26 protein-coding genes are annotated in these 25,708 nt (G+C 62.7%); 4 read left to right on the top strand and 22 right to left on the bottom strand.

The annotated features are described in order from the left end of the window. Positions 1-105: 105 nt before the first annotated feature. From DM374_RS27720 to DM374_RS27655, 14 genes are all read right to left on the bottom strand, one after another. A complete protein-coding gene (locus DM374_RS27720) occupies positions 106-1,587 on the bottom strand; it encodes an ABC transporter substrate-binding protein (RefSeq protein ID WP_110972767.1) in 1,482 nt (493 codons plus the stop codon). 3 nt (positions 1,588-1,590) lie between these two features. Further along, complete coding sequence (locus DM374_RS27715) at positions 1,591-2,487, bottom strand: ATP-binding cassette domain-containing protein (protein ID WP_110972766.1); 897 nt, start codon at positions 2,485-2,487, stop codon at positions 1,591-1,593. Beyond that, positions 2,484-3,482, bottom strand: a complete 999-nt coding sequence (locus tag DM374_RS27710) for an ABC transporter ATP-binding protein (protein WP_110972765.1) — start codon at positions 3,480-3,482, stop codon at positions 2,484-2,486. Before DM374_RS27710 ends, DM374_RS27715 begins: the two co-directional genes overlap by 4 nt. After that, positions 3,479-4,297: an ABC transporter permease gene (locus DM374_RS27705; protein ID WP_110972764.1), complete on the bottom strand. Its 819-nt coding sequence runs from the start codon at positions 4,295-4,297 to the stop codon at positions 3,479-3,481. Before DM374_RS27705 ends, DM374_RS27710 begins: the two co-directional genes overlap by 4 nt. Continuing rightward, the gene (locus tag DM374_RS27700) at positions 4,294-5,208 is read right to left on the bottom strand and encodes an ABC transporter permease (RefSeq protein ID WP_110972763.1); all 915 of its coding nucleotides are present in this window, start codon (positions 5,206-5,208) and stop codon (positions 4,294-4,296) included. Before DM374_RS27700 ends, DM374_RS27705 begins: the two co-directional genes overlap by 4 nt. A gap of 25 nt (positions 5,209-5,233) precedes the next feature. Then, positions 5,234-5,824 (bottom strand): peroxidase-related enzyme, encoded by a 591-nt coding sequence (locus tag DM374_RS27695; RefSeq protein WP_110972762.1) that lies wholly within the window; start codon positions 5,822-5,824, stop codon positions 5,234-5,236. Further along, positions 5,821-6,339, bottom strand: a complete 519-nt coding sequence (locus DM374_RS27690; protein ID WP_110972761.1) for a CMD domain-containing protein — start codon at positions 6,337-6,339, stop codon at positions 5,821-5,823. Before DM374_RS27690 ends, DM374_RS27695 begins: the two co-directional genes overlap by 4 nt. A 35-nt stretch (positions 6,340-6,374) precedes the next feature. Further along, positions 6,375-7,832 (bottom strand): FAD-dependent oxidoreductase, encoded by a 1,458-nt coding sequence (locus DM374_RS27685; protein ID WP_110972760.1) that lies wholly within the window; start codon positions 7,830-7,832, stop codon positions 6,375-6,377. Between the two features lie 141 nt (positions 7,833-7,973). Next, positions 7,974-8,927 carry a LysR family transcriptional regulator gene (locus DM374_RS27680; RefSeq protein WP_110972759.1) on the bottom strand — a complete coding sequence of 318 codons (954 nt, stop codon included), beginning with the start codon at positions 8,925-8,927 and terminating at the stop codon, positions 7,974-7,976. A 141-nt stretch (positions 8,928-9,068) separates the two neighbouring features. After that, on the bottom strand, positions 9,069-9,770 hold the full coding sequence (locus tag DM374_RS27675; RefSeq protein ID WP_110972758.1) for a pentapeptide repeat-containing protein: 702 nt from the start codon (positions 9,768-9,770) through the stop codon (positions 9,069-9,071). A gap of 103 nt (positions 9,771-9,873) precedes the next feature. Continuing rightward, positions 9,874-10,587: an arsenical resistance protein ArsH gene (gene arsH, locus DM374_RS27670; protein ID WP_110972757.1), complete on the bottom strand. Its 714-nt coding sequence runs from the start codon at positions 10,585-10,587 to the stop codon at positions 9,874-9,876. Between the two features lie 23 nt (positions 10,588-10,610). Then, positions 10,611-11,081 (bottom strand): arsenate reductase ArsC, encoded by a 471-nt coding sequence (locus tag DM374_RS27665; protein ID WP_110972756.1) that lies wholly within the window; start codon positions 11,079-11,081, stop codon positions 10,611-10,613. 101 nt (positions 11,082-11,182) lie between these two features. Continuing rightward, positions 11,183-11,539, bottom strand: a complete 357-nt coding sequence (locus DM374_RS27660) for a metalloregulator ArsR/SmtB family transcription factor (RefSeq protein ID WP_110972755.1) — start codon at positions 11,537-11,539, stop codon at positions 11,183-11,185. A gap of 135 nt (positions 11,540-11,674) precedes the next feature. Continuing rightward, complete coding sequence (locus tag DM374_RS27655) at positions 11,675-12,634, bottom strand: quinone oxidoreductase family protein (RefSeq protein ID WP_110972754.1); 960 nt, start codon at positions 12,632-12,634, stop codon at positions 11,675-11,677. Here DM374_RS27655 and DM374_RS33290 point away from each other — a divergent pair. Further along, positions 12,633-12,893: a hypothetical protein gene (locus DM374_RS33290; protein WP_157969759.1), complete on the top strand. Its 261-nt coding sequence runs from the start codon at positions 12,633-12,635 to the stop codon at positions 12,891-12,893. The genes DM374_RS27655 and DM374_RS33290 overlap by 2 nt on opposite strands. 132 nt (positions 12,894-13,025) lie before the next feature. On the opposite strand, the gene DM374_RS27650 is transcribed toward DM374_RS33290, so the two are convergent. The 5 genes from DM374_RS27650 to DM374_RS27630 all read right to left on the bottom strand — a co-directional run bounded on the left by DM374_RS27650 (position 13,026) and on the right by DM374_RS27630 (position 19,291). Beyond that, positions 13,026-14,276, bottom strand: a complete 1,251-nt coding sequence (locus DM374_RS27650) for an MFS transporter (protein ID WP_110972753.1) — start codon at positions 14,274-14,276, stop codon at positions 13,026-13,028. A gap of 30 nt (positions 14,277-14,306) precedes the next feature. After that, positions 14,307-15,659 carry an outer membrane beta-barrel protein gene (locus DM374_RS27645; RefSeq protein ID WP_110972752.1) on the bottom strand — a complete coding sequence of 451 codons (1,353 nt, stop codon included), beginning with the start codon at positions 15,657-15,659 and terminating at the stop codon, positions 14,307-14,309. Between the two features lie 66 nt (positions 15,660-15,725). Continuing rightward, positions 15,726-17,357: a bifunctional 3-(3-hydroxy-phenyl)propionate/3-hydroxycinnamic acid hydroxylase MhpA gene (gene mhpA / locus DM374_RS27640; RefSeq protein ID WP_110972751.1), complete on the bottom strand. Its 1,632-nt coding sequence runs from the start codon at positions 17,355-17,357 to the stop codon at positions 15,726-15,728. 101 nt (positions 17,358-17,458) lie between these two features. Beyond that, positions 17,459-18,379 (bottom strand): VOC family protein, encoded by a 921-nt coding sequence (locus tag DM374_RS27635; protein ID WP_110972750.1) that lies wholly within the window; start codon positions 18,377-18,379, stop codon positions 17,459-17,461. A 78-nt stretch (positions 18,380-18,457) separates the two neighbouring features. Then, the gene (locus DM374_RS27630; protein ID WP_110972749.1) at positions 18,458-19,291 is read right to left on the bottom strand and encodes a fumarylacetoacetate hydrolase family protein; all 834 of its coding nucleotides are present in this window, start codon (positions 19,289-19,291) and stop codon (positions 18,458-18,460) included. Positions 19,292-19,463: 172 nt separating this feature from the next. On the opposite strand from DM374_RS27630, the gene DM374_RS27625 reads away from it, so the two are divergent. After that, the gene (locus tag DM374_RS27625; protein ID WP_225422606.1) at positions 19,464-20,168 is read left to right on the top strand and encodes a GntR family transcriptional regulator; all 705 of its coding nucleotides are present in this window, start codon (positions 19,464-19,466) and stop codon (positions 20,166-20,168) included. Between the two features lie 274 nt (positions 20,169-20,442). Here the strand turns inward: DM374_RS27625 and DM374_RS27620 are convergent, their stop codons facing one another. From DM374_RS27620 to DM374_RS27610, 3 genes are read right to left on the bottom strand one after another with little or no spacing between them, the layout of a single operon-like run. Beyond that, positions 20,443-21,765, bottom strand: a complete 1,323-nt coding sequence (locus tag DM374_RS27620; protein WP_110972748.1) for an aspartate aminotransferase family protein — start codon at positions 21,763-21,765, stop codon at positions 20,443-20,445. Next, entirely contained in the window at positions 21,762-22,829 is a 1,068-nt protein-coding gene (locus tag DM374_RS27615; RefSeq protein ID WP_110972747.1) for a phosphotransferase, read from the bottom strand. The genes DM374_RS27620 and DM374_RS27615 overlap by 4 nt, the downstream gene beginning before the upstream one ends. Positions 22,830-22,886: 57 nt before the next feature. Continuing rightward, on the bottom strand, positions 22,887-23,918 hold the full coding sequence (locus tag DM374_RS27610; protein WP_110972746.1) for an ABC transporter substrate-binding protein: 1,032 nt from the start codon (positions 23,916-23,918) through the stop codon (positions 22,887-22,889). Positions 23,919-24,128: 210 nt separating this feature from the next. Here DM374_RS27610 and DM374_RS27605 point away from each other — a divergent pair, with 210 nt between their 5' ends. Together DM374_RS27605 and DM374_RS27600 are read left to right on the top strand one after the other, a co-directional pair. Then, complete coding sequence (locus DM374_RS27605; protein WP_110972745.1) at positions 24,129-24,863, top strand: SDR family NAD(P)-dependent oxidoreductase; 735 nt, start codon at positions 24,129-24,131, stop codon at positions 24,861-24,863. A 67-nt stretch (positions 24,864-24,930) separates the two neighbouring features. Further along, on the top strand, positions 24,931-25,599 hold the full coding sequence (locus tag DM374_RS27600) for a GntR family transcriptional regulator (RefSeq protein WP_110972744.1): 669 nt from the start codon (positions 24,931-24,933) through the stop codon (positions 25,597-25,599). The last annotated feature ends 109 nt before the right edge of the window (positions 25,600-25,708 follow it).

The raw sequence follows: 25,708 nt of genomic DNA, 5'->3' as shown, positions 1-25,708 counted from the left end.
CACGCCATGAATGCTTAATATGAATACTAAAGAGCAAAGTGAAGGTTCACCAATGGTTTAATCGCATATCGTTATATCGGGTTCAGGAACCGGAATCGGCGGGCTTTACAGCCGCTGCGGCTGCATGTCGTAGGCGCGGATCCAGTCATCGGAGCGGGCCTGCCACTGGATGCGCGGCGAGGCGCCGTAGGTGAACGGCTGCTCGTAGAGGTATAACACCGGCGCCTGCTCGCACAGGTGGGCGGTGGCCTCCTGGTACGTGGCGCGGCGTGTCGGTTCATCGAGCACGCTGCGCCCGGCGGCGAGCAGGCGGTCGAGCTTCGCATCTCGGTAATAGGCGTAGATGCTGTCGCTTTGCAGCAGCGACAGCACGCCGTCGGCATCGAGGCTGGGCCAGGCGTAGGCGAGCAAGGCCATGTCGCCGAGCTTCTGCGCCTTGAGGTAGCGATTGATCCAGGTGGAAAAGTCGTACTGCACCAGCTCGATATCCAGGCCGACAGCCTGCAATTGCGAGGCGATCACCTGGGTTACCTCGTCGCCTTGCAGGTAAGTGTTGGCCGGCACCTCCAGACGCAAGCGGGTGCCTGGGGCGACGCCCGCTTCGGCGAGCAGGCGCCGGGCCTTCGCCGGGTCGTAGGGATAGGCCCGCAGGTCCGCGTTGTAGCCGAAGTAGACCGGCGTGAGCAGTTGGCAAGCGCTGACCGCCGCCTGACCATCGAACAGCGCCGAGGTCATGCCCTGCTTGTCGATCGCATAGTTGAGCGCCTGCCGCACCCGCACATCGTTCAACGGCGGGCGCAGCGTATTGAGCTTGATGAACACCGAGCGGGTGCCCGGCGCACTGACGCCGGCCAGCGCCCTGCCGCTGCCCTGGATACGCCGCACCTCGCTCAACGGAATGGCGTTGATCCAGTCGACCTCGCCGGCCAGCAGCGCCGACACCCGTGCCGAGGCATCCGGCAGGCTGTGCAGGCGCACCTGGTCGAACGCCGGGCGCGGCTGCCAGGACTGCTCGTTGCGCACCAGGGTCAGCACATCGCCCTGTTGCCGCGAGCCGATCCGGTACGGGCCGCTGGGCATTACCTCGCGGGCCGGATCGTGGCTGGCGCTCCAGCGGGGCGGCAGCATGAACAGCATTGACAGTTGCGCCGGCAAGGTGGGAAATGCGCCGTCGGTGACGATCACTAACGTATGCGGGCTTTCGGCATGGGCACTGGCGATCTGCCGGAACCACGGCGCAATGCGCGACTTGGTCGCGGGATCACGCACCCGGTTCAGGTTCCACACCACAGCCTCGGCATCCAGCGGTTCGCCGTTGGCGAAGCGCGCCTGCGGCGCGAGATCGAACTCCCAGCGGGTCGGCTCCAGGTTGCGCCAGCGCAAGGCCAGCGACGGCTGCAAGCGCAGGTCCGGCCCGCGCAGAATCAGCGCGTTGTACAGGTGACTGGCCACGCTCAGGTCGGTGGCGATGGTCGCGGACATGTGCGGGTCGAAGGTGTTCACATCGCCGTTCAGGGCGATATCGACATGGCTGTCGGCCTGGGCCGGCAGCGCCAGGGCAATCAGCAGGGCAAGCAAGGCACGCATGGCTTATCCGAGAACATAGTGGTCAGGCCCCACCAGACGCAGGCTCGCGTCGTCGCCGATGGGGTGTTGTTGCGGGTCGAAGTACAACCGCTGGCGGGCCCGCTCGATGCGCGGGTCGGGCACCGGCACGGCGGACAGCAGCGCCTGGGTATACGGATGGCGCGGGTCGCTGAACAGTTGCGCGGTGGGCGCCAGTTCGACGATTCGCCCCTCGCGCATCACCGCCACCCGCTGGCTGACATGGCGGACCATGCTCAGGTCATGGCTGATGAACAGGTAAGTGACGCCCAGTTCCTGTTGCAGGTCCATCAGCAGGTTGATGATCTGCGCCTGGATCGACACGTCCAGCGCGGTGATCGGCTCGTCGGCGACGATCAGTTTCGGTTTCAGCGCGATGGCCCGGGCGATGCACAGGCGCTGGCGCTGACCACCGGAAAACTCGCGGGCACGACGGTTGCCCATGGCCGGGTCGAGCCCGACCTTGCGCATCAGCCCCGCAACCTGCCGTTGCAGGTCATCAGCGTCAAAGAACGCCTTGTGCACCCGCAGTGGCTCGGCAACGAAATCGGCTACCGCCATGCGCGGGTCGATGGCGCTGTAGGGGTCCTGGAAGATCACTTGCAGATCCCGTCGTACCGCCCGCAAGCGCGCCGCGTCCAGGCCGTCGATACGCTGGCCGGCGAATTCGACGCTGCCGGAGTCGGCCTGGTCCAGGCCACTGAGCAAGCGCCCGAGGGTGCTTTTGCCCGAGCCGGACTCGCCCACCAGCGCCAGGGTTTCTCCCGGCATGATATGCAGGCTGACATCGCGCACCGCCAGGGTGCTGGTCTGGCGCAGCCATCCGCCCTGGCGGAAAGTCCGCGACAGGCCTTCGGCCCGAAGCAAGGGTTGCAGGCTCATATACCGCCCTCCCGGGCAATGATCGATCGCAAGTCATACCAACTGGCGGACAGGTGCCCGGCCGCACCCTCGGCCACCTGGCGCAGGGGCGGCTGCTCGATGAAACAGCGCGGCGTGGCGTAGCGATTGCGCGCCGCGAACGGGTCGCCAGGCCGCGCCGTGCGCAGGTCCGGTGGCTGGCCGGGGATGGCCTGCAGGCGCTGGCGCTCGGGGCGCGGCAACGAACGCAACAGGCCCAGGGTGTAGGCGTTGCGCGGATCGTAGAACAGCGCATCGACCGGCCCGCGTTCGAGGATGCGCCCGGCATACATCACTTGCACGGTGTCGGCCAGCCGGGCGACCACGCCAAGGTCGTGGGAGATCCAGATCAGGCTCAGGCCCAGTTGCGCCTTGAGCGCCATGACCAGATCGACAATCTGGGCCTGGACCGTAACGTCCAGCGCCGTGGTGGCCTCGTCGGCGATCAGCAGTTTCGGCCCGAGGGAAATTCCCATGGCGATCAGCACCCGCTGGCGCAGACCGCCGGACAGTTGATGGGGGAACTGGCGCAGGCGTTTTTCCGCCTCGCCGATGCCGACCTGATCGAGCAGTTCCCGGCAGCGCTGGCGGGCTTCGCGCTCGCTCAGGCCGAGGTGGTATTTCAGCGGCGCTTTCAGTTGCTGGCCGATGGTCAGCAGCGGATTGAGCGCCGTCATCGGGTCCTGGAACACGAAGCCGATATGGCGGCCGCGGATCTGCGTCCACTCACGCCGGCTGAGGCCGCGCAGGTCGCGGCCTTCGAAGCGGATGCTACCGCCCAGAATGCGCGCGCCGGGATGGTCGAGCAGGCCGGCGATGGCCAGGGCATGGACGCTTTTGCCGCTGCCGCTTTCGCCGACGATACCGAGGGTTTCGCCGGCTTCGACGCGGTAGCTCAGGCGGTCGACCGCCAGCAGCAGGCCCTGGGCAGTGTCGAAGCCGATGCTGAGGTTGTCGATTTCCAGCAACGCGCTCATCGCCCTCTCCCCGGTTGGTGTTGATCGAAGCGACGCTTGAGCGCCCGGCTCAGCAGGTTGACGCTGAGCACTGCCAGCAAGATCGCCAGCCCGGGAAAGGCCACGACCCACCAGGCCTGGGCCATGTAGATCTGCCCTTCAACCAGCATCCGCCCCCAGCTTGCCAGCGGCGGCTGCACACCCAGGCCAAGGAAACTCAGCGAGGCCTCGACGATGATGACCCGCGCCACTTCCAGGGTGGCGATCACCAGGCACGCCCCGGTGATATTGGGCAGGATGTGGCGCAACAGGATGCGCCCGTCTCCCGCGCCGATGGCGTGGCTGCTGAGGATGAATTCCATGCCGCGCAACTGCATGACCTGGGCGCGAATCACCCGGGCAAAACCGGTCCAGCCGGTCAGCACCAGCACCCAGACCAGATTGCCCAGCCCCGGCCCCAGCACCGCCGCCACCAACAAGGCCAGAAGCAAGCCGGGCAGCGCCAGTTGCATGTCCACCAGACGCATCAGCAGTGTGTCCAGCCAGCCGCCGACATAGCCGGCGAGCATGCCGACGGTGATCCCCAGCACGCCACTCAGGCACACCGAAACCAACGCCACGGCGAAGGTCAGCGCCGCGCCCTGGATGATCCGCCCGAGCAGATCACGCCCCAGTTGATCAGTGCCCAGCCAGTGCTGCGCATCGGGCGCGCGCAGGCGCTGGCCCAGGTCGATATGCGCAGGGTCGACCAGCCCTTGCACGCAGAGCACGGCAAGCACCAGCAATAGCCCCGCCACCCAGACCGGGCGCAGGTTGTTCAAGGCAGCCTTCATCATCGACGCCCCCCATGGGCAATGCGTGGGTCAAGCCACTGGTTGAGCAGATCGACCAGCAGGTTGATCGCCACGAACAGCACCGCCGCGACCAGCACGGCGGCCTGGATCACTGGAAAGTCCTGGCTGTTGATCGACTGCACCAGCAAGCGCCCGCTGCCCGGCCAGGAGAACACTGTCTCCACCACGACCGCGCCGCCCAGCAGTTCGCCGGCGACAATGCCGAGGAAGGTGACCACCGGTACCAGCCCGTTGCGCAGCACATGCCAGCGAAACACATGGCTCCACGGCAGACCAGCCGCCAGCGCGGTACGCACGTGCTCGCCGTGCAGCGCCTCAAGCAGGCTGGCCTGAAGAAAACGGGCGACGCTGGCGGCGATGAACGCCCCCAGGGTCAACGCCGGCAGCGCCAGATGGCTGGCCTTGCCGTAGCCGCCACTGGGCAGCCAGCCGAGGTTCACTGCAAACAGCATCACCAACAGCATGCCTAGCCAGAAGCCGGGAGTGGCCTGGGCCAGCAGCACCAGCGGTTGCAGAATGAAGCGCGTCAGGCGATCGCCCCGGGTCGCCAGTGCAATCGCCGCCAGACCGCCACTCAGCACGCCGAACACCAACGCCGAACCGCCCAGCAGCAAGGTCGCCGGCAGCCGCTCCAGCACCTGGGAAAGCGCCGGCTTGCCGCTGATAAACGACTGGCCGAAATCGCCCTCGAACGCCTGGCCGAGGTAATGCAGGTATTGCTCCCAGAGCGGCAGATCCAGCCCCAACTGGGCCCGCAGCGCATCGATCTGCGCAGCGCTGGCGCCGATGGGCAGCAACAGCGCCGACGGGTCGCCGATAAACCGGGTGATCACGAATACCAGGGTCACGGCGCCCCAGACGGCAACCAGCGCACTGGCCAGGCGATGCCACATCAGCAGGTTCCTCCGCTGGCCGCGCTCATGCCGGCGCCGTATCCGGCTGCGGCTCGCCCAGGTTGAGCATGAGCCGGTTGGCCCAGGCGAAGATCGCCACCACATGGACCAGATCGAGAATTTCGCCATCGCTGAGCTGCGCGCGCAGGTCACGCACCTGTTCCTCATGGGTGCCGGCAGGCTGCAGGGTCAGGGCGATGGCGAAGCGGATGATCGCCCGCTCGCGGTCGGTGTCGCCGGCCGTCCACGGGTCGGCGAAGACCTGGGCGATGACCGCGTTGCGCTTGGCCAGTTGTTCGTAGCGCTGGGCATGCACCGAGGCGCAATAGACACAGCGGTTGACCCGCGACACCACCACGCTGGCCAGCTCCCGCTCGGCCCGGGACAGGCCGCCCGGTGCGTACATGATGGCGTTGAAGGCCAGCGAACGGTGGCGCAGGATCTCCGGCTGATGGGCCAGGGTCAGGTAGTACTCCGAGACCAGCGCGCGGGGATGGCTCTCTTTCAGCACGCTGAGTTGCTCGCTGCTGGCGGTGTCCTTGTCCACCAGCGGCAGCCAGCTTTTCCAGACGAGGCTGGCGTTGGTGAAGCCCTGTTCTTCGATCAATTCACTCATGCCGGCTCCCTCTTCTCACCGATCACCGACAAACCACCCAGCAGGCGCGCTTCGAACGCCAGGAACGCCACCAATTGCGCAAGGTTCACCGCCTCGACCGGCCCCAGGCCCTGTTCAAGCAGGCCGTGCAGGGCTTGGCGATCACCCTGTTCAGGCGTCAGCGTCAGCACCCGGGCATAGCCCAGAATCCGCTGCAAGCGTGGGTCGCCCACACTGTCAAGGTCGTCGGCCTCGATCGCCGCCCGCCAGGCCGGCGCGAGACCGTCGTCCAGCAGTTGGCTGCGGTAATACTCGGCCAGCGCAGGCTGGGCATTGAGCACCGCGACATACAGGGCGACCGCATGGCGGGTGTGCAGGTCGAGGGCCTGGTCGAGGCCAGGATCAAACAGCGCGGCGTGGCTATCCCGGGTCGCCTGCACGACCTTGTCGCGGCTGGCGCGCAGGTCATGCAGGTGCGGGCTGGCCGGCAACAGAACGGACAACAGATCCGGCCCGGATGAAAGGGAAACGGTCATGGCACTACCTCGGAAGATGGGCGGGAATCACGGGTTCACAGCAGTTCTTCAGGCGCGAGGACACCGGCGGTCCATTCGTCCCCCTGCAACTCAGGTTCTTCGTAGGCCTGCATCTGCGCGAAATGCCAGGCGATGTCCTCACCGAACAACTGCCCGGCAAGCGCCTGGGCGATGCGTTTGGCGCCATCGCTGATGGCCGGGATATCCCCGGAAACCCCGCCATAGGTGAGCGCCGCCGGGTAGTTGAAGCAATGCACCCGACCAAGCCCCGGACAACTGCCGGGACGGGCCTCCTGGAATTCGAACTGGGCGCCAAGGTCCGGCAACTGCGCCAGCTCGCTGGCGCCCTCGTTGCTAGCGAAGCCGGCGTGGTCCGACCAGACCCGCACATGGGGCGCAAGCCCCGCGAACTCCGCGCGCGTCGCCAGGTCATTGCGAAACCCGGTGGCGAACACGATGAAGTCATAGGTCAGGTTCGCCTGCGGCGTGCGCACAAGCAGTTCGTCGCCCTCGCCCACCACCACCGATTCGATGGGACTGTCGAACAGAAACCGTGCATTGCCGTGTTTCGAAACGCGCAGGGTGCTGCCCTGCGGCGGCGGCACCTGCTGGACTTCCAGGTAACGACGAATCCGCCATTTCCACGCGTCCGGCAAGCGCCAGTAACCATGGGTCATGCCCGGACTGCCGGCGCCCTTGCCCTTGTTCACCCGCGGCAACTGCGCCCGGCGAATCAGCAGGTCGACGCGCTGCGCGCCGGCTTCCAGGGCGGTTGCCGCCGCGTCCATGGCCGAGGCCCCGCCGCCGACCACCGCCACGCGCTTGCCGGCAAAATGCTCTTCGCGCAGGCCGTCGGCCGAATGCGCCCACAGGTGCCGGGGCAGTGCCGCAGCAATCTCCGGCACCCAGGGACCACCCAAGCCATCGCGGCCGGTCGCCAGGACTACATGACGAGCAAGCACGATGAAGTCGCCACCCGGCGATTCGACGTGCAGCCGCACATGGTCTTCGCGACTGGCGTCGACGTTGACGACGCGGTGCCGGTTGCGCACTTCGAGCTTGAGCACCTGACGATACCAGCGCAGGTACTGCGCCCATTGCAAACGGGGAATCTTGTCGAGGGCGTCCCAGGCTGCGGCGCCGAATTGCGCCTGGAACCAGGCGCGGAACGTCAATGCGGGCAGGCCCAGGGCCGGTCCGCTCAATTGCTTGGGCGAGCGCAGGGTTTCCATACGCGCCGTGGTGATCCACGGGCCTTCCAGACCTTCGTCGGCTTTGTCGAACAGACAGGCCGGCACGCCCAGATGCTTGAGTTCGGCGGCGAGCGCCAGGCCGGCCATGCCACCGCCGACGATCACGACCGGAAGCACGGGCTGGCCATCCAGCGTTTGCGCCGGGATCCAGTCCCTGGCGGGCAGGCCCAACCATTCGAGGTCTTCGGCAAGCCGCTGTTCAAGGGCATCCAGGCCCGGGGAAGGTGAAGATAGGGACATGTAGGTACTCGATGAAAGACCGTGGCCAATGAATTCACTTTACGTATTCATAAGGCATTTGAATTCTTAAATCGAATACTATGGGTGAGACTTAATTTCTCCAAAGACTAAAAAACGCTATTCATATGCCCGCAGGTTCAGTCACTGGCTGGCGTAGATCGACTGCATCAGCGCGTCATGCCGGTTGGCCGGATGGACGATAACCCCGGGCATCAGCTCGTGGCAGGCCGCTTCCAGCGCCACCACCAGTTGTCGGGCGGCATCCGACAGCGGTCTGGCGAACGGCGTCACCAGGCCGAAGAAGAACGGAATGTCCACCTCGATCGGCCGCACCACCACACCATTGAGCGGCACTCCAAGCGCGGTGAACGGGTCCGCCAGGGCAATACCCAATCCGACCCGGGCCATCTGGATGGCGATCAGCGAAGAGTTGGTGTCGATGATGTGCGCGGGCTTCACCCCGGCGGCTTCGAAGGCTTTATCGATACGTCGACGGAAGCGGAACGGATTGGAAATGCTGGCGATGGTATGGGCCGCCAGGCGCTCCATGCTGATCACCGCTTCGTCCGCCAGCGGCGAATCCACTGGCAACACCGCCACGCACGGCGCCTGAGCGATCCAGTGCAACTCCAGCCCGCGATGCTCCAGCGGCAGGCTGACCACGCCCAGGTCAACGGTCTTGGACAGCACCGCCTCGATCGCGGGGCCGGGCAGCATGCTGTGCACCTGCAGTTGTTGCGGGCGCAGCGCCTCGGGCAGGTTGGCCAGGGTCTGCGGAATCAGCCCGGTGGCCAGCGCCGCAGTGGCGACGATACGCAGCGAACTGTTCTCGTTGCGGGCGATGCTCTGCGCCCGCTGCTGCACGTGGCGGATGCCCTGGAGGGCGCTTTCCACCTCGGCGGTGAGCAGGAAAGCCTTCTGCGTAGGCGTGACTTTCGGACCGCTGCGCTCGAACAGGGCGAAGCCGAGCTCCTGCTCCAGCTCCTGGATCAACCGGGTGATGGTGGGCTGGGAGCGGCCGAGCATTTGCCCGGCGCCCGTCACGCTGCCGGCGGACATAACGGCTGCGAAAGCCTCGAGTTGGCGCAGATCCACAAATTCTCCTTGATGACATCGATGCCGATGGCCCAGCGGCCGGGTGCGCTGATTCTTCAATCAAGTGGAACTCATTGCAATCTAAAAGGAGGGCCGGCGGGCCTCGCACCTGAACGGCAACGTCGCAACATCACCGGTTGCTCAGAGCACCGTCAACCCCAACCCGGCCAGCAACATGCCGGCCTGGCTTCGCGAAATGATCGCGCCCTTGAACAATTTGGCGTCGACCAGCCGAAGCCCTTGCAGGCTGGCCTCGCGCAGGTCAGCGTCATCGAAACGCGCGTTATTGACCCGCGCCATCGACAGACTGCCGCCCTCGATAAACACCGCCTTGCGGAAGTCGCAGTAGGTCAGGTCGGCCTCACTGAAATCGATGTTGTGCAACTCGGACTTGTAAAAGGAGATCCCCGAGAGCATCGCGCTGTTCAGCCGGCAATCAGAGAAACTCAGGCCCAGTGAAGAGGCCAGATCGCCGAAGTTGCCGCCGGTGAGCTTGCAGCCGTCGAAACGCACGTGGGCCAGCTTGCTGCGTTGCCACTTGCTGTTGTTCAGGTCGCACCGTTCAAAGCTGGCATCGGTGAGCACCGCAGAGCGAAAATTGACTTCCGCCGCCCGGCAACTGACCCATTGGGTCCCCATCACGTTGGCGGCGGTGAAATCGGCACCGGTTAAAATACACCGCTCAAACTGCGCGCCTTCCAGGTTGGCTCTTGCCAGATCCTGGCCACTCAAATCGAGCCCGACACACTGCAGCGGCAGAGGCTGGATGCCAATAAAATCAGTCAGCGTCTTGCCCTCGAACATCTCGGGGTCAACACGAAAATAATCACTTTTGGCCTGCATGCGAGCTCCGGCTGCACCGTTGGAAGGGAGGCATCTTCTGGTTCGTGCACGGTGAGGTCAAGAATGAGATCGCCGTGTTGAGCACTGGCCTGGATCGCTTCAGTCAAATGGAGCGAAGGTTGACCCGCGTGGACAGTTCCTCCGCCGACTCCTTGCGCTCGGAGTAGCGGTCCACCAGGTAATCCTGGCGATCGCGCAGCAGCAGCGTGAACTTGGTCAGCTCTTCCATCACATCGACCAGACGGTCGTAGAAGGATGACGGCTTCATCCGGCCGGCGTCGTCGAACTCCAGAAACGCCTTCGGTACCGAGGACTGGTTGGGGATGGTGAACATGCGCATCCAGCGGCCCAGCACCCGCAGTTGGTTGACCACGTTGAACGACTGCGAGCCACCACACACCTGCAGCACCGCCAGGGTCTTGCCCTGGCTTGGCCGAACCGCGCCCATGGCCAGTGGCACCCAGTCGATCTGCGCCTTGAAGACTGCGCTCATCGAGCCGTGACGCTCGGGCGAACACCACACCTGGCCCTCGGACCACTGCATCAGTTCGCGCAACTCACGCACCTTTTCGTGGGAATCCGGAGCGTCATCCGGCAGCGGCAACCCCGAAGGATCGAAGATCCGGGTTTCAGCGCCGAACGCCTCCAGCAGCCGCGCGGCTTCCTGGACCATCAAGCGGCTGAATGAACGCTCGCGGGTCGATCCGTACAGCAGCAGGATGCGCGGTTTGTGCGTGGAAGGATCCTTCGGTTCCAGCCGCTCCAGCGACGGCAGGTCGATCAGGTCTGGCTGAATATTTGGCAGGTTGTCGTTCATTTCGGTCTCCATTGATCCAGGGCTTACAGCGCGCCAATGCGGGCAAGTTCGGCTTTCAGCTCGTCCTGGCTCAGTTGCGGGAAAGGCAGCGCAATAAAGGCGCGCACGCGCTCATCGATCTTTGCCAGTGTGGTGTGGAAGGCTGCTTCGATTTGCTCTTCGCTCCCGGTGACCGCCGAAGGGTCGACCAGGCCCCAATGGGCCTTGAGCGACGGGCCGAAGAAAATCGGGCAGGCCTCGCCGGCAGCGCGGTCGCACACAGTGATGACGATGTCTGGGGGAGCACTTTCGAAAGCGTCCGATGCTTTGCTCGACAGGCCCGCGGTCGAGATGCTGGCGGCTTCCAGGGTCTTCAGTGCCCGCTCATTGACCTTGCCACTGGGGAAGCTGCCCGAGCTCACAGCGTGCATCCCCTTGGGGGCCAGGTGATTGAACAGCGCTTCGGACAGGATGCTGCGGCAACTGTTGTGGGTGCACATGAACAAGACGTTCATCAGGTATCTCCGGGTCAAAAGCTCAAGCGGAAAACGGCGTCGGGATCAACGCCGTACCAATGCGATCAGCGTGGTTTCAACTCAACAAGCGAAGAAAAGGATCAAGCACAGGCCGCCGGGCTTTGTGGTCGCGCGCCCATTTCAGCGAGGCGCAGCGCATCGGGGCTCAACCATTGCGTGTTGGTATCGACAACGCTCTTGAGCATCACCTGCACCCATTCCGGCAGGGACGGGTTGAGGCGGTAATAGACCCATTGCCCCTGGCGCCGGTCCATGAGGATGCCGGCTTCGCGCAGTTGAGCCAGGTGCCGGGAAATTTTCGGCTGGCTCAGGTCCAGCGCGCAGGTGAGTTCACAAACGCAAAGCTCACCTTCACGGGCGATCAGCAAGGTCATCCGGGCTCGGGTTTCGTCAGCCAGGCACTTGAAAACGACGGGGGGTGTCAAAGTTTCCTGCATGTGGGTTCCAGGGCAATGCATGGGTGCGAAATATCTGGAAACGCGAATATATGCCTAATCGCATATACGGTAAAGCAGATAATTAGCACCTCATGCCTTCTCCGTGACAGGAAACCGGGTATCGCCCTGCCCCACTTAAACAGTGAACACAATCCGTTCCGCAGCACTGCGCTGCCAAGTCGATTCGACTTCGCTCAAAGGAACGGCCTCGGCCTCGACGTGCAGATTCGCTGGCTTGATCGCCCGGAGCAATTGCCCAACGATCTTTACAAGGTCTTCGTTGGAGACACTTCCCAGACCACAGCCCAGCATTTCCAGCCCGGAGCTGCGCAACACGCCCGGACTCATCGGCAAGGTTGCCCCCGCCAGCGCGCCGATGTTGACGAAGCGCAGGCGCGGCGCAGCACCGCCACCACCGTGGCCGAGCAACGCGTCGAGAATGCAGGCCGCCGGTTGCCCCCAAAGGTAGTCGAGTACGACTTCGATCCCCCTGCCCTGGATTTCCTCACGAAACGCAGCGGTCAGTTGGTCGGCCGGCTGGTCCAGGAGAATGAAGTCGTCGGCGCCGAGTTCGCGCAGTTCTGCCTCCACCGCCGGGTTACGCGCGGTCGCCACGATCCGCGAGGCGCCCAGGTGCCGGGCCACCTGGATCGCCAGCCGCCCGGACGTGCCGGCAGCGCCGTTGATCAACACCCGCTCGCCCGGCTTGAAGCCCGCGCGTGCCTGCAGGGCCGCCCAGGACGACATGCCAGGGTTGGCGATCGCGGCGGCGGTGATGTCGTCGATGTCATCCGGCACAGGCACGCAATTGCGCGCATCCACGGCCACGGTCTCGGCCATTGCGCCAATGGGCGCACGGGGAAAGGCGAAGTACACGCGGCGGCCGTCTTCAAGCAGGCCGACGCCATCGGCGCCGGGCACGAACGGCAGCGTCTTGCCGCTGCTGTAGTGCTTGCCACTGGCCTGGGCACGCACCAGTTGACTGAGCGCGGCGGCACGAACACGCACCAGGACTTCACCGGGCGCGGCGTGCGGGGCTTCGATCTCGCCGTAGCGCGGCGGTTGGTCGAAGGCGTGAACGATGGCGGCTTTCATGAACAGACTCCATTGGATTATCAAAGGTGGGCTGGAGAGCAAGGCAGCTCGCCCCATGGTTTCACAACTGCTAGAACCGGAAAATCCCGACCACCTCACACAGCCCGAGCATCAGAACCAATCCACCGACAAGGCCGAAGCCCAATGCAGAACGGGTGGCGAGGTTGAAATTACGCAGAAACAGCATGTGCAGAACCCTGAAAAACGAAATGAAGAGCGGACAGCGCCGGCTCGTGACCGACGCCGCCGAACTCCGTAGGGGGGAAGACGCCACAAGGTGCGGGTAGCACCCGCGACGGCATGCGCATCCGGCGCATGACGATAACCAGGCCAGGCGATGAACCTGGCCTGCTCATGCCGACGTCCAGTCAGCGCAACCAACAATCAGGAGTCAGGCCGTATCTCCCGCCTGGCTGGCCGGCGTGGCACGCCGCGCCGGGGCGGTCTCGCGAAGCATGCTGGCGACGAGCAGCCCGAGCACTGCCCCGCCCAGCGCCAGGTAAAGGGTGTACTGGATGCCATGCTGCTGCGCGATGAACCCGGCCAGGGCCGGCGCCACACCCCCTCCGAACACCTCGCCGATGCCCACGACCAACCCGGTGGCGGTGGACACCAGTGGCAGCGGCACCGACTCGCTGGTGATCGGCCCGACGGTCATGCAAATCATGCTGAAGTTGAAGAAGGTCGTCAGGAACAGCAGCACGAACAGGGTCAGCGGCTCGGCACCGGTGCGCATCAACAGGCCGATGCACAGCGCGGTCGCGACGAAGCTGCCCAGCACCACGGGCTTGCGCCCGATCCGATCGGACAGGCCGGGCAGCACCAACTGACCGATAAAGCCGCCCAGCCCGATGGCGGACATGACAAAGCCCATCTGCTGCAGGTCCAGACGCAGGTAGTCGGTGAGGTAGTTGGGCATCATCACGCTCAGCACGAACAGGCTGGTGAGCATGCAGAACATGCCGAGGATGTTCAGCGGCACGTTGCGATAGCGCAGCGCATCCAGCCAGCGACCTTGCGCCGCGCCGTCCACCGGGGTGGCGGCCGGTGCCACGCGGGTTTCCCGCAGGTAGCGGTACATGAACCAGGCGAGGATGAAGCCCGGCAGCGAGACCACCACGAACACCCAGCGCCAGGAAGGCAGCACCAGCAGCAACTGGGTCGCTAGAATCGGCGCCAGGCCGAGGCCGAGGATCGGGAAGAACGCTTGCTGAATGCCAATGTTCAGCCCGCGCCGGGAGGGATGGGAGGATTCCGCCGTGGCGGCGATGGCGGTCGGGGTGAATGCCCCTTCGGAAACCCCCATGACCGCACGGATCAGCAACAACGCGGCAACCCCGTTGGCCAACCCGGAGAAACCGGCCAGCAGGGAAAACAGCAGCACTGCCGGGATCAATACTTTGCGTCGGCCGATCCGGTCGGACAGGCGCCCCATGAAGATCGAGGAAATCCCCCAGGCGATGGCCAGGACCGCCGAGATATTGCCGAGGTCCTGATAGTCCAGTTGCAGGTCCGCCATCATCACCGGAAACAGCGGCAGGATGATGAAGCGATCCAGGCCGACCAGGCCAAAGCCCAGGGCAAGCATGGCGACGGCCATGTATTCGTAACGCGCATTCCACTTCTTGTCATTGTTGTGCATGGCATGGGTACTCGTGGCAGTGGCGGGCGATCAGAAGTACAACAGCGCTTCGATCAGGGTGGTCAGTTGCGAGCGATCCCGACCGTTGCCGTAGGGCCGGTCCTGCCCGCGGGCGTCGAACCAGTCGTAACGCAGTTCCGGGCGCAGCGAGAGGTTGCTGCTGACATCCCAGCGCAGACCGGTGGTGAGGGCGTTGAAGTCGCCGCGGCTGGTGCTGGTGGGGAACAGGATGAAACCGTCCGGGTCGCTGAAATGCTCGCCGCGAACCGAGAACGACAGGTCCGGGCGGTACTGGTAGGTCAGTACGGCATTTGCGCCCCACCAATGGGCGCCTGCAAAGCCCGGGCCGGTCACCACATCGACGGTCGAGGCCTTGCTATCACCGTCCTGACGGCCGTAGACCAGCTCGGCGCCCATCGACCAACGCTCGTCGAACGTGTGCCAGCCATTGAGGGAGTGCTGCTGCTTGAGTTGGCCGCTGTCGGCGATCAAGCGTGAGGTCGGCGCCTGGACATCGCTGACCCTGTCGTTCTGTTCGTCGCCGACGATGAATTCGTAGTCGATCCAGGTGTTCATGTCCGGCGTACGCCAGCGCAACGCGCCCATCAGCGACTTGCCATCGTTGTTATCGCGCAGGTTGTTCCAGCCCTGTACCACGCCCAGCTCCAGGCCAAGGATGCCGGGGTCGCCGTCGAGCAGGCGGGTGCCGACCAGCACCCCGGAGACCGTCCCCGGTTCGCTGACGAAGGCGTAGGTCTTGCTGGCAAAGGGGTTGCGGGCCAGGCGGACGTTCGGAGGGATTTCGTAACCGAGCGCCGGGCCAAACACCCCGGCCATGAAGTTGAAACCCAAACCATAGGGAACATAGGCGGTGGCGGCGATGTTGGGGATCGCCAGGAAGCGCTCCTTGTCCCTCTGCGCTTTGCCGTTGTCGTCCTCGTTCATGTTCCAGTGCATGTCCCAGCCGAAGGTGCGGGCGAACTGCGCATTGCGCCCGTAGTTGGCCTCGAAGGTGAACCCGAAGGCGAACGCCTCGGGCTTGGGACCGGGCAACGGGGTGATGCGCGGCACGAAGGTGCCGTTGAGCGCCTTGTCGACGAACAGGTGCAGGCTGCCCCACTCCAGGCCTTCGTCGGACATGCCGGTAAGGGGCAGGTTGCTCAGGCCATCCTTGCGTTCGTCATGGCTGGAGCGGTTGTTGCGCACGTAGGCAATGTCCAGCAGGCCGGAAACGGTGATGCCGTAGTCACGCTCCAGACTGTCCCCGAACAGCCCCTTGAACAGGGCACCCTCTCCCGCAGCCGGCGCCTCGGCCGCATGACATTCCACCATCGCGAGGGCGGCCAGAACCGCACCAAGCGCTTTCACCTTGATGTTGTGCATCGATCTGTCTCTTGTTGTTGTTTTCAGAAAGTTGCCGCAGGGGCCACGCCCCTGCGGCAGCGGGACCTACACCTGCGCGGCGAGCGGCTGGTTCGGCCGCGGGGCTGCGCCTCGGGCGTGCTGGATCTGCAGATCGCGCCCCAGCGCCTCCAGCAACTGCGGCAACGCGGCCTGATCACTCACGCCGCCATAGAGGTAAAAGTCCGGGCGGACCACGACGCACTGCAATCCGGCTTCGGCGAGGAAGCGGTGGTACTTGCCCGACAGGTCGCGACAGGTGCCCGGCGCGCCGTCGAGGCTGAGGCGCACACTCTTGACCTGCAGATGCTCGAGCAAGGCCAGATGTGCCGGGCTCAAGCCGGCCAGCGGATCGTCGCCAATGCTCAGCAGGTGGAAACCGTGGCCGAAGACATCATCGAAGCGCTGCTTGCGCCCCTGATGTTCGATTTCACCATGCACGCCCAACGTACCGGCAATGCCCAGTGCGCTGCCCGTGCGCGGGTCCTTGAACACCGCGCCCTCAACAAGGCCCGGGAATGGCGGCAATGGCGGCACTTCCCCGGCGAGGAATGCTGCGTCGCGCTCGGCGGCTTTTTGCGGATCGGCCACGCAGACCACCTTGCCCATTTCCACCGAAGCGTCGATCACCGCGCGGATCTGCGGCTTGCGCTCCAGGGTGTAACTGTCCAGCAAGGTGTCGGCGCACAGGCCTTTGAAGATCAGGTCCAGGCGCCAGGACAGGTTCCAGGCATCGCGGATCCCCGAGCACATGCCCTGGCCCATGAACGGTGGCATCAGGTGCGCGGCGTCGCCGGCCAGCAACACCCGGCCATGGCGCCAGGTCTCGGCAATACGCGAGCGGAACTGATAGACGGCATGGCGCACCAGCGTGGCGGTGTCCGGGGTGACCCAGGGCGCCAGCAGCTCCCAGACCTTGTCCAGGTTTTGCAGCTCTTCCAGGGTTTCGTGGGGCAGACGCATGAACTCCCAACGGCGGTAACCCGGTCCACCGGGGACCATGGTGGTCGGCCGCGCCGGATTGCACCACTGACCGATGTCAGGTACATCCAGTTCGACGCCCGGCTTGGGTTGCAGGTCGACCACCAGCCAGTCTTCCTGGAAACCCAGGTCCTGCCAGTCGATGCCGCACTGGCGGCGGACCAGGCTGTTGGCACCGTCGGCACCGATCACGTAGCGGGCCCGCACCTGGCGCTGTTCGCCCGTCTCGGTCTCGCCGCTGCGCGGGGTGCGCTGAACGTGCAGGTCGCAGCCCTGGGCATCCTGACTCAGCGCCAGCAGTTCCCAGCCCTGATGGATCTCGACGTCAGCGATGGCCTTGGCCCGGCGGTCGAGAATCTCTTCCAGCGCCGGCTGGTTGAACAGGTAGCCAAAGGGACCATCACTGATCGACTCGGCGGACCAGTCGATCTCCACCAGCACTTTCCAGTCGGCGTTGAACCACTGATAGCAGGCCGACGGCTGGGAAATGTCCTTGAGCTCGTCCTCCAGGCCCATCATGCGAAACACGCGGCGAATCTCGTGATCGTGGAACACCGCGCGCGGCAGCGGGTAAAGGGATTGCCAGCGCTCGTACACGGCAACGCTGTAGCCCATGCGGCCGAGGAGGATGGCGAGGGTCTGTCCGACAGGACCGTAGCCGACGATGGCGACGTCATGAATCTTGTTGTTTTCGTTCATCTGTTCTGACCTGAACCGGGTTGGTTTGGGCAAGCCGCTCCCCGCCTCCCTGAAAAACCAGGGAAGTGCCGGGGCGAAGAGCTGCGTGCGTCGCTGGAGCGCTAGCGTTCTACTGACGCGCTGTCCGTATCGGTGTTGAGGATGAAGTACTCGGGGACACTGGGGCCCCACAGGTACAACGAGTTCTCGGGGGGGAAGTCACCCGCCGGCCACTGGCTGCCGGCGTCGATGTAATCCATGTCCGCCGAGTACTCGCAGAACGATCCCCAGGGATCGCGGATGTAGTGGAAGTAGTTCGAGCCCAGGCAATGCCGCCCGGTGCCCCACCCTTCCCGATAACCGGCGCCGGCCATCTGCTCGGCACCGTTGCCGACATCGTCGACACCGTCAACTTCCCAGGCAGCATGGTGAAAGCCCTTGGCGGTGCTCTTGCAGAACGCCACGAGGTGGTGATCGCAGCCGTGCGGTGCGTGGGTGAAGGCAATGATGTCCTGGGAATGATCGGACAGTCGCAGCCCCAGGCCGCGGCCATAGAATTCGACGGCACGGGGAACGTCGGGACTGAACAACAGCACATGGGACAGGCGCCGTGGGCGGACCTGGGTCACCGCGTCGCGGGTGGAAACGCCGCGTACGGCCGCTCCCGGCGAGCCCAGTGGGCGCTTGCCATCGGGCATGGACTTGGCGCCAACCTTCACTTGCAGCAGATTGCCGTCAGGGTCGCGGAACCAGAAGCCCTCGCCGTTGCCCGCTTCGAACCGGCCACCAGCGGCTTCGACCTGCTCGCGCAGGGCGGCGTAGTCTTCGGCGAAACAGTTCAGGCTCAGGTAGGCCAGGCTTTTGCCCTTGCCGAGCAGTATCCGCGCCCAGCGGTGTTGATCGGCGGCCCGCAGTTCGAGGCCGTCCGGGGTCTGGTCAACATCCAGACCGAAGCAGGTAAAGAAAGCGCGCGCCTCGGCCAGCGAGGGCACAAACAGCGCGTAATGATCGATCGAATGCACACCACGGGTCGTGATAGTCATGATCGCCTCCCGTTCTTGTTCTTTCGTCGAAGCCTCGGAGCGAGAGGCTTCGATCTGGCCGGGAATGCCCGGAATCAGTCAGGCTTCGTCGACGATGGGGTTGACCAGGGTGCCGATGCCTTCGATGGACACTTCCACGACATCGCCGGCTTTCAGATAAACCTTGGGGTTCATGCCGAAACCGACGCCTGCCGGCGTGCCGCTGACGATCACGTCCCCCGCTTCCAGGGTGACCGCCTCGCTGAGGGTGGAAATGATCGTGGCCACGTCGAACAGCATGTCATCGGTATTGGCTGACTGCACCACCTTGCCGTTGACGCGGGTCTCCAGCAACAGGCCTTTGCCACCGGCCGGCAGTTCGTCCGCCGTCACCAGATCGGGGCCGAATGCGCCGGTGTCATCGAAGTTCTTGCCGACGGTCCACTGTGGCGACTTGAACTGATACTCGCGAACCGAACCTTCGTTGAACAGCGCATAGCCGGCGACATGCTGCAACGCCTCGTCCTTGGCGATATGACGCCCGCCGCTCTTGAGCACCACGGCCATCTCGCCCTCGTAGTCGAGGGTGTCGGAAACGCGTGGGCGGATCAGCGGTTTGTTGTGCGCGGTGAGGCTGCTGTTGAAGCGCGGGAACAGGGTCGGGTAGTCCGGCTGGGCGTACGGCGATTCCTTGGTGTGGTCGGCGTAGTTCAAACCTACGCAGACGATCTTGCCGGGCCGGCTCATCAGCGGCAGGTAATCCTGCTCGCCGATCACCACCAGCGCGCCCTGCGCCTCGGCGCCGTAGGTTGCCAGGTCCACGCCGCGAGCCAGCAACGACTCCAGCGACTCCTCGCCCAGAACCCGGACACCTTCGGTAGTGCGAACGCCCAGCACCGGGCGGCCTTGATGATGGAAACGAACGTAACGCATGGACCTCACCTCTTGTTGTAATTCGTGACGACCGCCAGGCAGCGCGGCATGACGGCTAAGCTAATCCCGATAAAATATATCGTCAATCGAAAAATATATTTTTATCGGATTATTGATAAATACCCCGATTGTGTATGATCTTGCCCATCAGCTATCAACGGTGGTATGGCCCATGAACCAAGCCGAACGCTGGGCACAGCAGCCCGTAGCCTCGGAAAAACGCACCATGGCCTCGCAATTGGAGGCCCAGGTACGCGAAGACATCATCAATGGCCGCCTCGCGCCGGGCAGCCGTTTGCGCCTGAAGGAACTGGCCGAACACTATGACGCTGGCGTCATCCCTCTGCGCGAGGCGCTGTCGCGGCTTGCCACCAGCGGTTTCGTCGCCTCGGAAGACCAGAAAGGGTTCAGTGTCGGGCGTATATCAGCCGAAGAAATCCTCGATATCACCCGCACCCGCCTGCTCATCGAGTGCCAGGCGCTGGCGGAGTCCATCCGCCAGGGCGACCTGGAATGGGAAAGCCAATTGATCGCGGCCCATCACCGCCTCGACCGCCTGCCCATCATCGAAGGCCCCGAGCGGTTGATGAAGCCGGAGTGGGAAAAAGCCCATGAAGTCTTTCACCAGACGCTGATTGCGAACTGCCGTTCGCCCTGGCTGCTGCGCCTGTCGCACATGCTGCGCGACCAGACCGCACGCTACCGCATGCTCTCGGTGCATTACGAAAGTGGCGACAAACGCGATGTCCCGGGCGAACACCGCGCCTTGCTGGAGGCCGCCCTGGCCCGCGATGTCGACAAGGCGTGCGCGCTGCTCGCCGAGCATTACCAGACCACCACGCGCAATGTGCTCACTCATCAGGCGCTGCAGGGCTGATTGCCAGGTTTTGTCTGGTGCAGGCGGGTGTTGGTGATCAGGCGGACGATTTCAACCGCCTGATGCGGCAACGGGCCGAGTAAGAAGAGGCTGGCTGTCGGCGGCAGAGAGAGCATAAGCGCTGCCGGTGACCCAGGCATGCCGGGCAGCAATGTCCAGCGGGCCCAGCTAATTTCCACTTAAAAACGGCATCGCACTCACGCCCAGCACATGCCGCTTCTCAAGCGACAGCCCCACAGAAATGCCCATCGGCAGATCCCAAGTTGCCTGGCGCTTAACGAGCAGCGTGTTGCATTGCCGAATCGACCGCCTCGATGAGTATGTCGGCATGCTCCGTCGTAAACGTCAAAAGCGGTCGAACCTTGAGGACGTTTTCAAGCGGGCCGGCTGCGCTGATCAGCACGCCGTTTTCGCGCATGTGGTTGACAACCCGTCGAGCCTGCTCGGCTGCCGGTCGTTTGCTGCTGCGGTCGGTGACAAGCTCTATGCCGATAAAGAGTCCGGCTCCTCTGACATCGCCGATAATCTCGTGCCGCGCCGAAAGCCTGGTCAGCCCCTCCAGCAAGTACTTGCCGATGTCATGGGAGCGCTGCTGCAACTGATCCTGCTGGATAACATCCAATACCGCTTTACCGGCGGCACACGACACCGGGTTACCCCCGAATGTATTGAAATACCGCATGTTCTTCCCGAAGTGATCGACCACTTCGGATCGCCCGACGATACCGGCAATCGGCTGACCATTACCCATTGGTTTGCCGAGCGTGACGATATCAGGCCGCACATCATGTCGAGTGAAGCCCCACATATTCAGGCCGGTACGAGCAAATCCAGGCTGTACTTCGTCGGCTATGTACAACATGCCTTCGGCTTGGGCCAATGCAATGCCCTCGGCAAGAAAGCCCTCGGGCCCGGTAAGAACGCCGTCGCTGGAGAAGATGCCATCAAGCATGATTGCGGCCGGTCGGATGCCGTGCTTTTTCATGTCATCGATCGCTGCTCGCACATCAGCGGCGAATATCGAGGCAACATTTTCTGCGCCCAGACGGTATGCATCTGGCGCACGTACTGTGCGCACATGCTCGGGCAACACGATGCAAGGTCCAAGCGATGGCGAGAGTTCAGCGATATCACCCGTCACACCGTGATAGGCAAACCGGGTGATGATCACGCCGGTGCCGCCGGTGTACTGTCTGGCGATGCGAAGTGCGAGGTCATTCGCTTCGCTGCCCGTGCAGGTGAACATGACCCGATCCAGATCATCGGAGAAGGTCCCCAGCAGTTGCTCGGCATAGTCGAGAATGCCTTCCTGCAGGTAGCGGGTATGGGTGTTGAGTTGCAGCGACTGGCGGTACATGGCCTCCACCACCTGAGGGTGGCAGTGACCGATCGAGGCAACGTTGTTGTAGGCATCGAGGTATCGACGCCCCTGTTCATCGAAGAGCCAGACACCTTCGCCGCGAACGGTGTGCAGCGGCCGCTCGTAGAACAGGCGATAGGCCGGACCTAGCAAACGCTCTCTGCGCTCGATGAGGCGCCGCTCGGTTTCTGAAAGTCGGGTTGCATCTTCTGAAGTAAATCCATTGATCATGCTCATGCTTTAATCGTCCGGACACAGGCCAAAGAAATTCGATCTTCAATTTCCGATCGAGAGAGAGCCGACATCGCTTTTATATTCGCCCATGCACGCTGAGAGTTGCGGTGAATATACGCACGGTTATCTGGGTGCAATTGAGCACGCCACGAATTGATGCAGAGCGCCAACGCCAGACGCGTGCTCAGCAGCTCGGGAAGTAGCGTCAACTCTTCATCGGTCAGTGGATTAAGCTGATGATACGAGGCGATTACATCAAGGGCGGGATCCAGAACATCACCTCGTTGGCCCAGGTGATAAGAAGCAGCGACAGCGACTTCATTAACGAGCGGCGCGTAAACCATGTCGCCGAAATCCAGGATATTTCGCAGAATATCGGGGTTCTCGGCATCGACAATAATGTTGTGCGGGTTCATGTCATTGTGAATAACCTGCTTGCGAAGGCGAGATAGCCTTGGCAACACGAGCGTCTCGAATTGATCGAGACTTCGTTCGACGATGCTTCGCCCTTCCCGATCCTCGATGTGAACCAGCAGTGGTCGAAGATGCTCGGCATGTTGCATATCCCACAGCAAAGCATGCCCGGCTGCGGGGTGATTGAAGCCTTCCAGCGCCAGGTCGAGCCGGGCAAGAGACTGCCCAATCACCTTTCTGAACGCCGTGGTCGTGCTCTCTACCTTGTGAAGCGGGATGCCATCCACGAAAGACAGGAGGCGGGCCAGCATGCGTTGGCCGTCCACCTCAGCGGCGGTGGCGTACTCGCCTGTTAACGACCGCTGCACCCGCTGAACCGGCAGATCGGGATCGCGCAGCTCAATCCGTCTCATTGCCTGGTTATGGAAGTCGACGACGTCGGGATTCTCAAGCGGGTGAGAAAGCTTGAACAGACGGGAAGTGCCATCGTCGAGCATTACGCGGAAATTCAGGTCGCGCTCGCCGCCCAACTTTTCGAGTCTGCCGCTTAAACCATAATGTCGCTCGAGTATTTCGCACGCCTGCGCATCGCTAACGTGAGCAGGAGCGATTTCCAGCAAGCTGTCATCAATAGATAAATTCTCAAGCGGCATAACTCACACCCTCATCCGACTCACAATTGGCGCCCCCAACCAGGCAGGCGCCATCAATCACTTATTAACCCAAGCGTTGAAACGCTCTTCCAGGTCTTCACCGTGATCAATCCAGAACTCGGCGTCGGTCGCACGGGCATTCTTCAGATTGTCGGGAGCCGTTGGAAGCTTTTCACCAATCTTCTTGTCCACCAGATCCATCGCATTTTTGTTGCTGGGACCATAGGGAATCGCTTCGACGAAGTTTTTCTGCTGAACCGGCTGGCTGGCAAAGGCGATGAAGTTCTCTGCGAGTTCCTTTTTCTTGGTGCCTTTGACAATCGCCCAGTGGTCGAGGTCGTAGAGGCTGCCGTTCCATTGCATTGCGAACGACTGGCCTTCGTCCTGTGCAGAGGTAACGCGACCGTTGTAGGCCGATGTCATGACAACGTCGCCGGCCGCCAGCCACTGCAAGGGCTGGGCGCCGGAATCCCACCATTGAATGTTGGATTTGATCTCATCCAGCTTCTTGAATGCGCGCTTGATACCCTCTTCAGTGCCAAGCACTTTGTACAGATCCTGGCTGGCAACTCCATCGGCAAGCAAGGCGAATTCCATGGTGAATTTGGCGCCGCGCCGCAGGCCACGCTTCCCTGGAATTTTTTTCACATCCCAGAAATCAGCCCAACTCTGCGGGACAGAGGCAACCTTCTTGGGATCGTACGTCAGTACGGTCGACCAGATGAAAATGCCCACGCCACAGTCACTGACTGCCGCCGGTATAAAGTCTTCTTTCTTTCCAATTCGATCCCAGTCCAAAGGCTCGAACAGTCCCTCACTGCAGCCGCGAATAAGCTCCGGTGATTCAACCTCAATGACATCCCAAGTGGTTGTGCCGGTGTCGGCCATCACTTTGATTTTTGCCATTTCACCGTTGTAGTCATCGGCCGTGATGGTCACGCCGTTTTTGGCGGTGAAGGGTTGATAGAAGGTTTTTTCCTGGGCCTGGCGGTTGTTGCCACCAAACGAAACCACGGTGAGTTTTTCAGCGGCGTTCAACGGTCCTGCGAGTGCTCCAAGCACCAGTACAGCTGCGATTTTTATGTTCATGCGTCTCTCCAGGTGAGCTACGGGGTCGTGGGCAGCATCAAGGGATGGCAGTTTTTTTGTAGTGGCAGCAACAGGTCGAGCCAGACGCTTCCTTATTGATGGAAATACGCCTCCCCCCGGCTATAGGGGTGAGCCATTAAACCACAATAAAAATATGATGCATCATATTTTTAAGCTACGCTTGGCCCTACCAGCCAAAGGGATCGCACCATGACCGACCAACGTACCTTGCTTCTCACCGGCGCAAGCCGCGGTATTGGCCACGCCACCGTGAAGCATTTCAATGCTGCAGGATGGCGGGTGTTCACCGCCTCCAGACAGGACCTGGGCGAAGGCTGTCCCTGGGCGGAAGGCCTGGCCAATCACATCCATCTTGATTTGGGGAGTGTTGAAGACGTCCAGAAAATGCTTCCCGAGATTCGCGAGAAGCTCGGCGGCAGACTGGATGCGCTCGTCAACAATGCCGGGATCTCTCCAAAAGGCGCGAATGGCGAACGTCTTGGCGTTCTGGAGTCCGACTACGCCACCTGGCTGAATGTGTTCAACGTCAACCTGTTCTCAACGGCCCTGCTGGCTCAAGGCCTTTTCGCAGAGTTGAAAGCGGCGAAAGGGTCAGTGATCAACGTCACCTCCATCGCCGGTTCCCGCGTTCACCCTTTCGCCGGCGTTGCGTACGCCTGCTCGAAGGCTGCTCTGTCCGCGCTGACGCGGGAAATGGCCCATGACTTCGGCGCTCACGGCGTCCGGGTGAACGCTATCGCGCCAGGGGAGATTGACACCTCGATCCTGTCTGCCGGCACGGAGCTTATCGTCGAGCGATCCATCCCGATGAAACGCATGGGCAAACCGGAGGAAGTCGCGGCTCTGATTCACTTCCTGTGTACCCATGGCGCTTCTTATGTGAATGGCGCCGAGATACACGTGAATGGTGGGCAACATGTTTGAGTTATCCGATACTCTGTCCGGGAAGGTCTCCCACCCCATTCGGGCACGTGTCGCACACGAGTAAGCAATGAATTACCCCATCGAGAATCTGAAGCACTCCTATCTGGGCAGCGGTATCTATGGCCTGCTGCGAGAGGCTCTGATCACTGGTCGCTTCAAACCCAATGACAGATTGCGCATTCGCGATCTGGCCGAGCAACTGGGCACCAGTGTCACACCTGTCCGCGACGCGATCCTGCAGCTCGCCAAAGAACAGGCGTTGATTCTCAAAACCCCGAGGGACATACGGGTTCCAATGCTGACCTCCAGGCAATATCTGGAGATTCGAAGCATCCGCCTGTCGCTGGAAGGATTGGCGGCAGAGACTGCGGCGTCACGTGTGACGCCGCAGCAACTGGAGCAGTTGGAAACCTGTATTCAAAATAATCTCGCGGCAATCCAGGACAACAATCTCGCCTCAGCCCTCACCCACAATCATGAATTCCACTACGCGCTGACGCAGATTGCTGACATGCCAGTGCTGTCCGGCCTGCTGGATGGTTTGTGGATGCGCACGGGACCGTTGATTGCCAGTGCCTACGGGAGCTTCAACGAGCGCATGGCCATTGATCATCACTGGGATGTGCTTTCGGCGCTGAAGAAAAAGGATGGCGCTGCCGCGCGGGAAGCAATCTGCAGCGACATCCTGGATGGAAGTCAGAAGATGCTGGAGTACGTCCAGCTTGAGCATGATTGAGGGGCCAGGCCAGCGGTGTCAGTGAGGGAGTAAGGGGTGGCTCCACTTCAGCATCCCGCGGGATTAGGCAACCAATTCATGTACTAGTGTGGTGTTTCAGAAATAACGC

Source organism: Pseudomonas huaxiensis, from assembly GCF_003231275.1.
Lineage (GTDB): Bacteria > Pseudomonadota > Gammaproteobacteria > Pseudomonadales > Pseudomonadaceae > Aquipseudomonas > Aquipseudomonas huaxiensis.
Note: the sequence above shows the minus strand (reverse complement) of the source record. Positions and strands in the feature narration are given on the sequence as shown.

What these genes read in the sequence shown, in the direction of transcription:
- DM374_RS27630 (WP_110972749.1), bottom strand. Translation starts at nt 19,291, where the DNA reads ATGCGTTACGTTCGTTTCCATCATCAAGGCCGCCCGGTGCTGGGCGTT.
- mhpA (WP_110972751.1), bottom strand. Translation starts at nt 17,357, where the DNA reads ATGAACGAAAACAACAAGATTCATGACGTCGCCATCGTCGGCTACGGT.
- DM374_RS27675 (WP_110972758.1), bottom strand. Translation starts at nt 9,770, where the DNA reads ATGCAGGCCAAAAGTGATTATTTTCGTGTTGACCCCGAGATGTTCGAG.
- DM374_RS27695 (WP_110972762.1), bottom strand. Translation starts at nt 5,824, where the DNA reads ATGAGTGAATTGATCGAAGAACAGGGCTTCACCAACGCCAGCCTCGTC.
- DM374_RS27665 (WP_110972756.1), bottom strand. Translation starts at nt 11,081, where the DNA reads ATGAACGTCTTGTTCATGTGCACCCACAACAGTTGCCGCAGCATCCTG.
- DM374_RS27645 (WP_110972752.1), bottom strand. Translation starts at nt 15,659, where the DNA reads ATGCACAACATCAAGGTGAAAGCGCTTGGTGCGGTTCTGGCCGCCCTC.
- DM374_RS27625 (WP_225422606.1), top strand. Translation starts at nt 19,464, where the DNA reads ATGAACCAAGCCGAACGCTGGGCACAGCAGCCCGTAGCCTCGGAAAAA.
- arsH (WP_110972757.1), bottom strand. Translation starts at nt 10,587, where the DNA reads ATGAACGACAACCTGCCAAATATTCAGCCAGACCTGATCGACCTGCCG.
- DM374_RS27605 (WP_110972745.1), top strand. Translation starts at nt 24,129, where the DNA reads ATGACCGACCAACGTACCTTGCTTCTCACCGGCGCAAGCCGCGGTATT.
- DM374_RS27720 (WP_110972767.1), bottom strand. Translation starts at nt 1,587, where the DNA reads ATGCGTGCCTTGCTTGCCCTGCTGATTGCCCTGGCGCTGCCGGCCCAG.
- DM374_RS27620 (WP_110972748.1), bottom strand. Translation starts at nt 21,765, where the DNA reads ATGAGCATGATCAATGGATTTACTTCAGAAGATGCAACCCGACTTTCA.
- DM374_RS27700 (WP_110972763.1), bottom strand. Translation starts at nt 5,208, where the DNA reads ATGTGGCATCGCCTGGCCAGTGCGCTGGTTGCCGTCTGGGGCGCCGTG.
- DM374_RS27600 (WP_110972744.1), top strand. Translation starts at nt 24,931, where the DNA reads ATGAATTACCCCATCGAGAATCTGAAGCACTCCTATCTGGGCAGCGGT.
- DM374_RS27635 (WP_110972750.1), bottom strand. Translation starts at nt 18,379, where the DNA reads ATGACTATCACGACCCGTGGTGTGCATTCGATCGATCATTACGCGCTG.
- DM374_RS27610 (WP_110972746.1), bottom strand. Translation starts at nt 23,918, where the DNA reads ATGAACATAAAAATCGCAGCTGTACTGGTGCTTGGAGCACTCGCAGGA.
- DM374_RS33290 (WP_157969759.1), top strand. Translation starts at nt 12,633, where the DNA reads ATGAACAGACTCCATTGGATTATCAAAGGTGGGCTGGAGAGCAAGGCA.
- DM374_RS27660 (WP_110972755.1), bottom strand. Translation starts at nt 11,539, where the DNA reads ATGCAGGAAACTTTGACACCCCCCGTCGTTTTCAAGTGCCTGGCTGAC.
- DM374_RS27685 (WP_110972760.1), bottom strand. Translation starts at nt 7,832, where the DNA reads ATGTCCCTATCTTCACCTTCCCCGGGCCTGGATGCCCTTGAACAGCGG.
- DM374_RS27710 (WP_110972765.1), bottom strand. Translation starts at nt 3,482, where the DNA reads ATGAGCGCGTTGCTGGAAATCGACAACCTCAGCATCGGCTTCGACACT.
- DM374_RS27650 (WP_110972753.1), bottom strand. Translation starts at nt 14,276, where the DNA reads ATGCACAACAATGACAAGAAGTGGAATGCGCGTTACGAATACATGGCC.
- DM374_RS27705 (WP_110972764.1), bottom strand. Translation starts at nt 4,297, where the DNA reads ATGATGAAGGCTGCCTTGAACAACCTGCGCCCGGTCTGGGTGGCGGGG.
- DM374_RS27615 (WP_110972747.1), bottom strand. Translation starts at nt 22,829, where the DNA reads ATGCCGCTTGAGAATTTATCTATTGATGACAGCTTGCTGGAAATCGCT.
- DM374_RS27655 (WP_110972754.1), bottom strand. Translation starts at nt 12,634, where the DNA reads ATGAAAGCCGCCATCGTTCACGCCTTCGACCAACCGCCGCGCTACGGC.
- DM374_RS27690 (WP_110972761.1), bottom strand. Translation starts at nt 6,339, where the DNA reads ATGACCGTTTCCCTTTCATCCGGGCCGGATCTGTTGTCCGTTCTGTTG.
- DM374_RS27715 (WP_110972766.1), bottom strand. Translation starts at nt 2,487, where the DNA reads ATGAGCCTGCAACCCTTGCTTCGGGCCGAAGGCCTGTCGCGGACTTTC.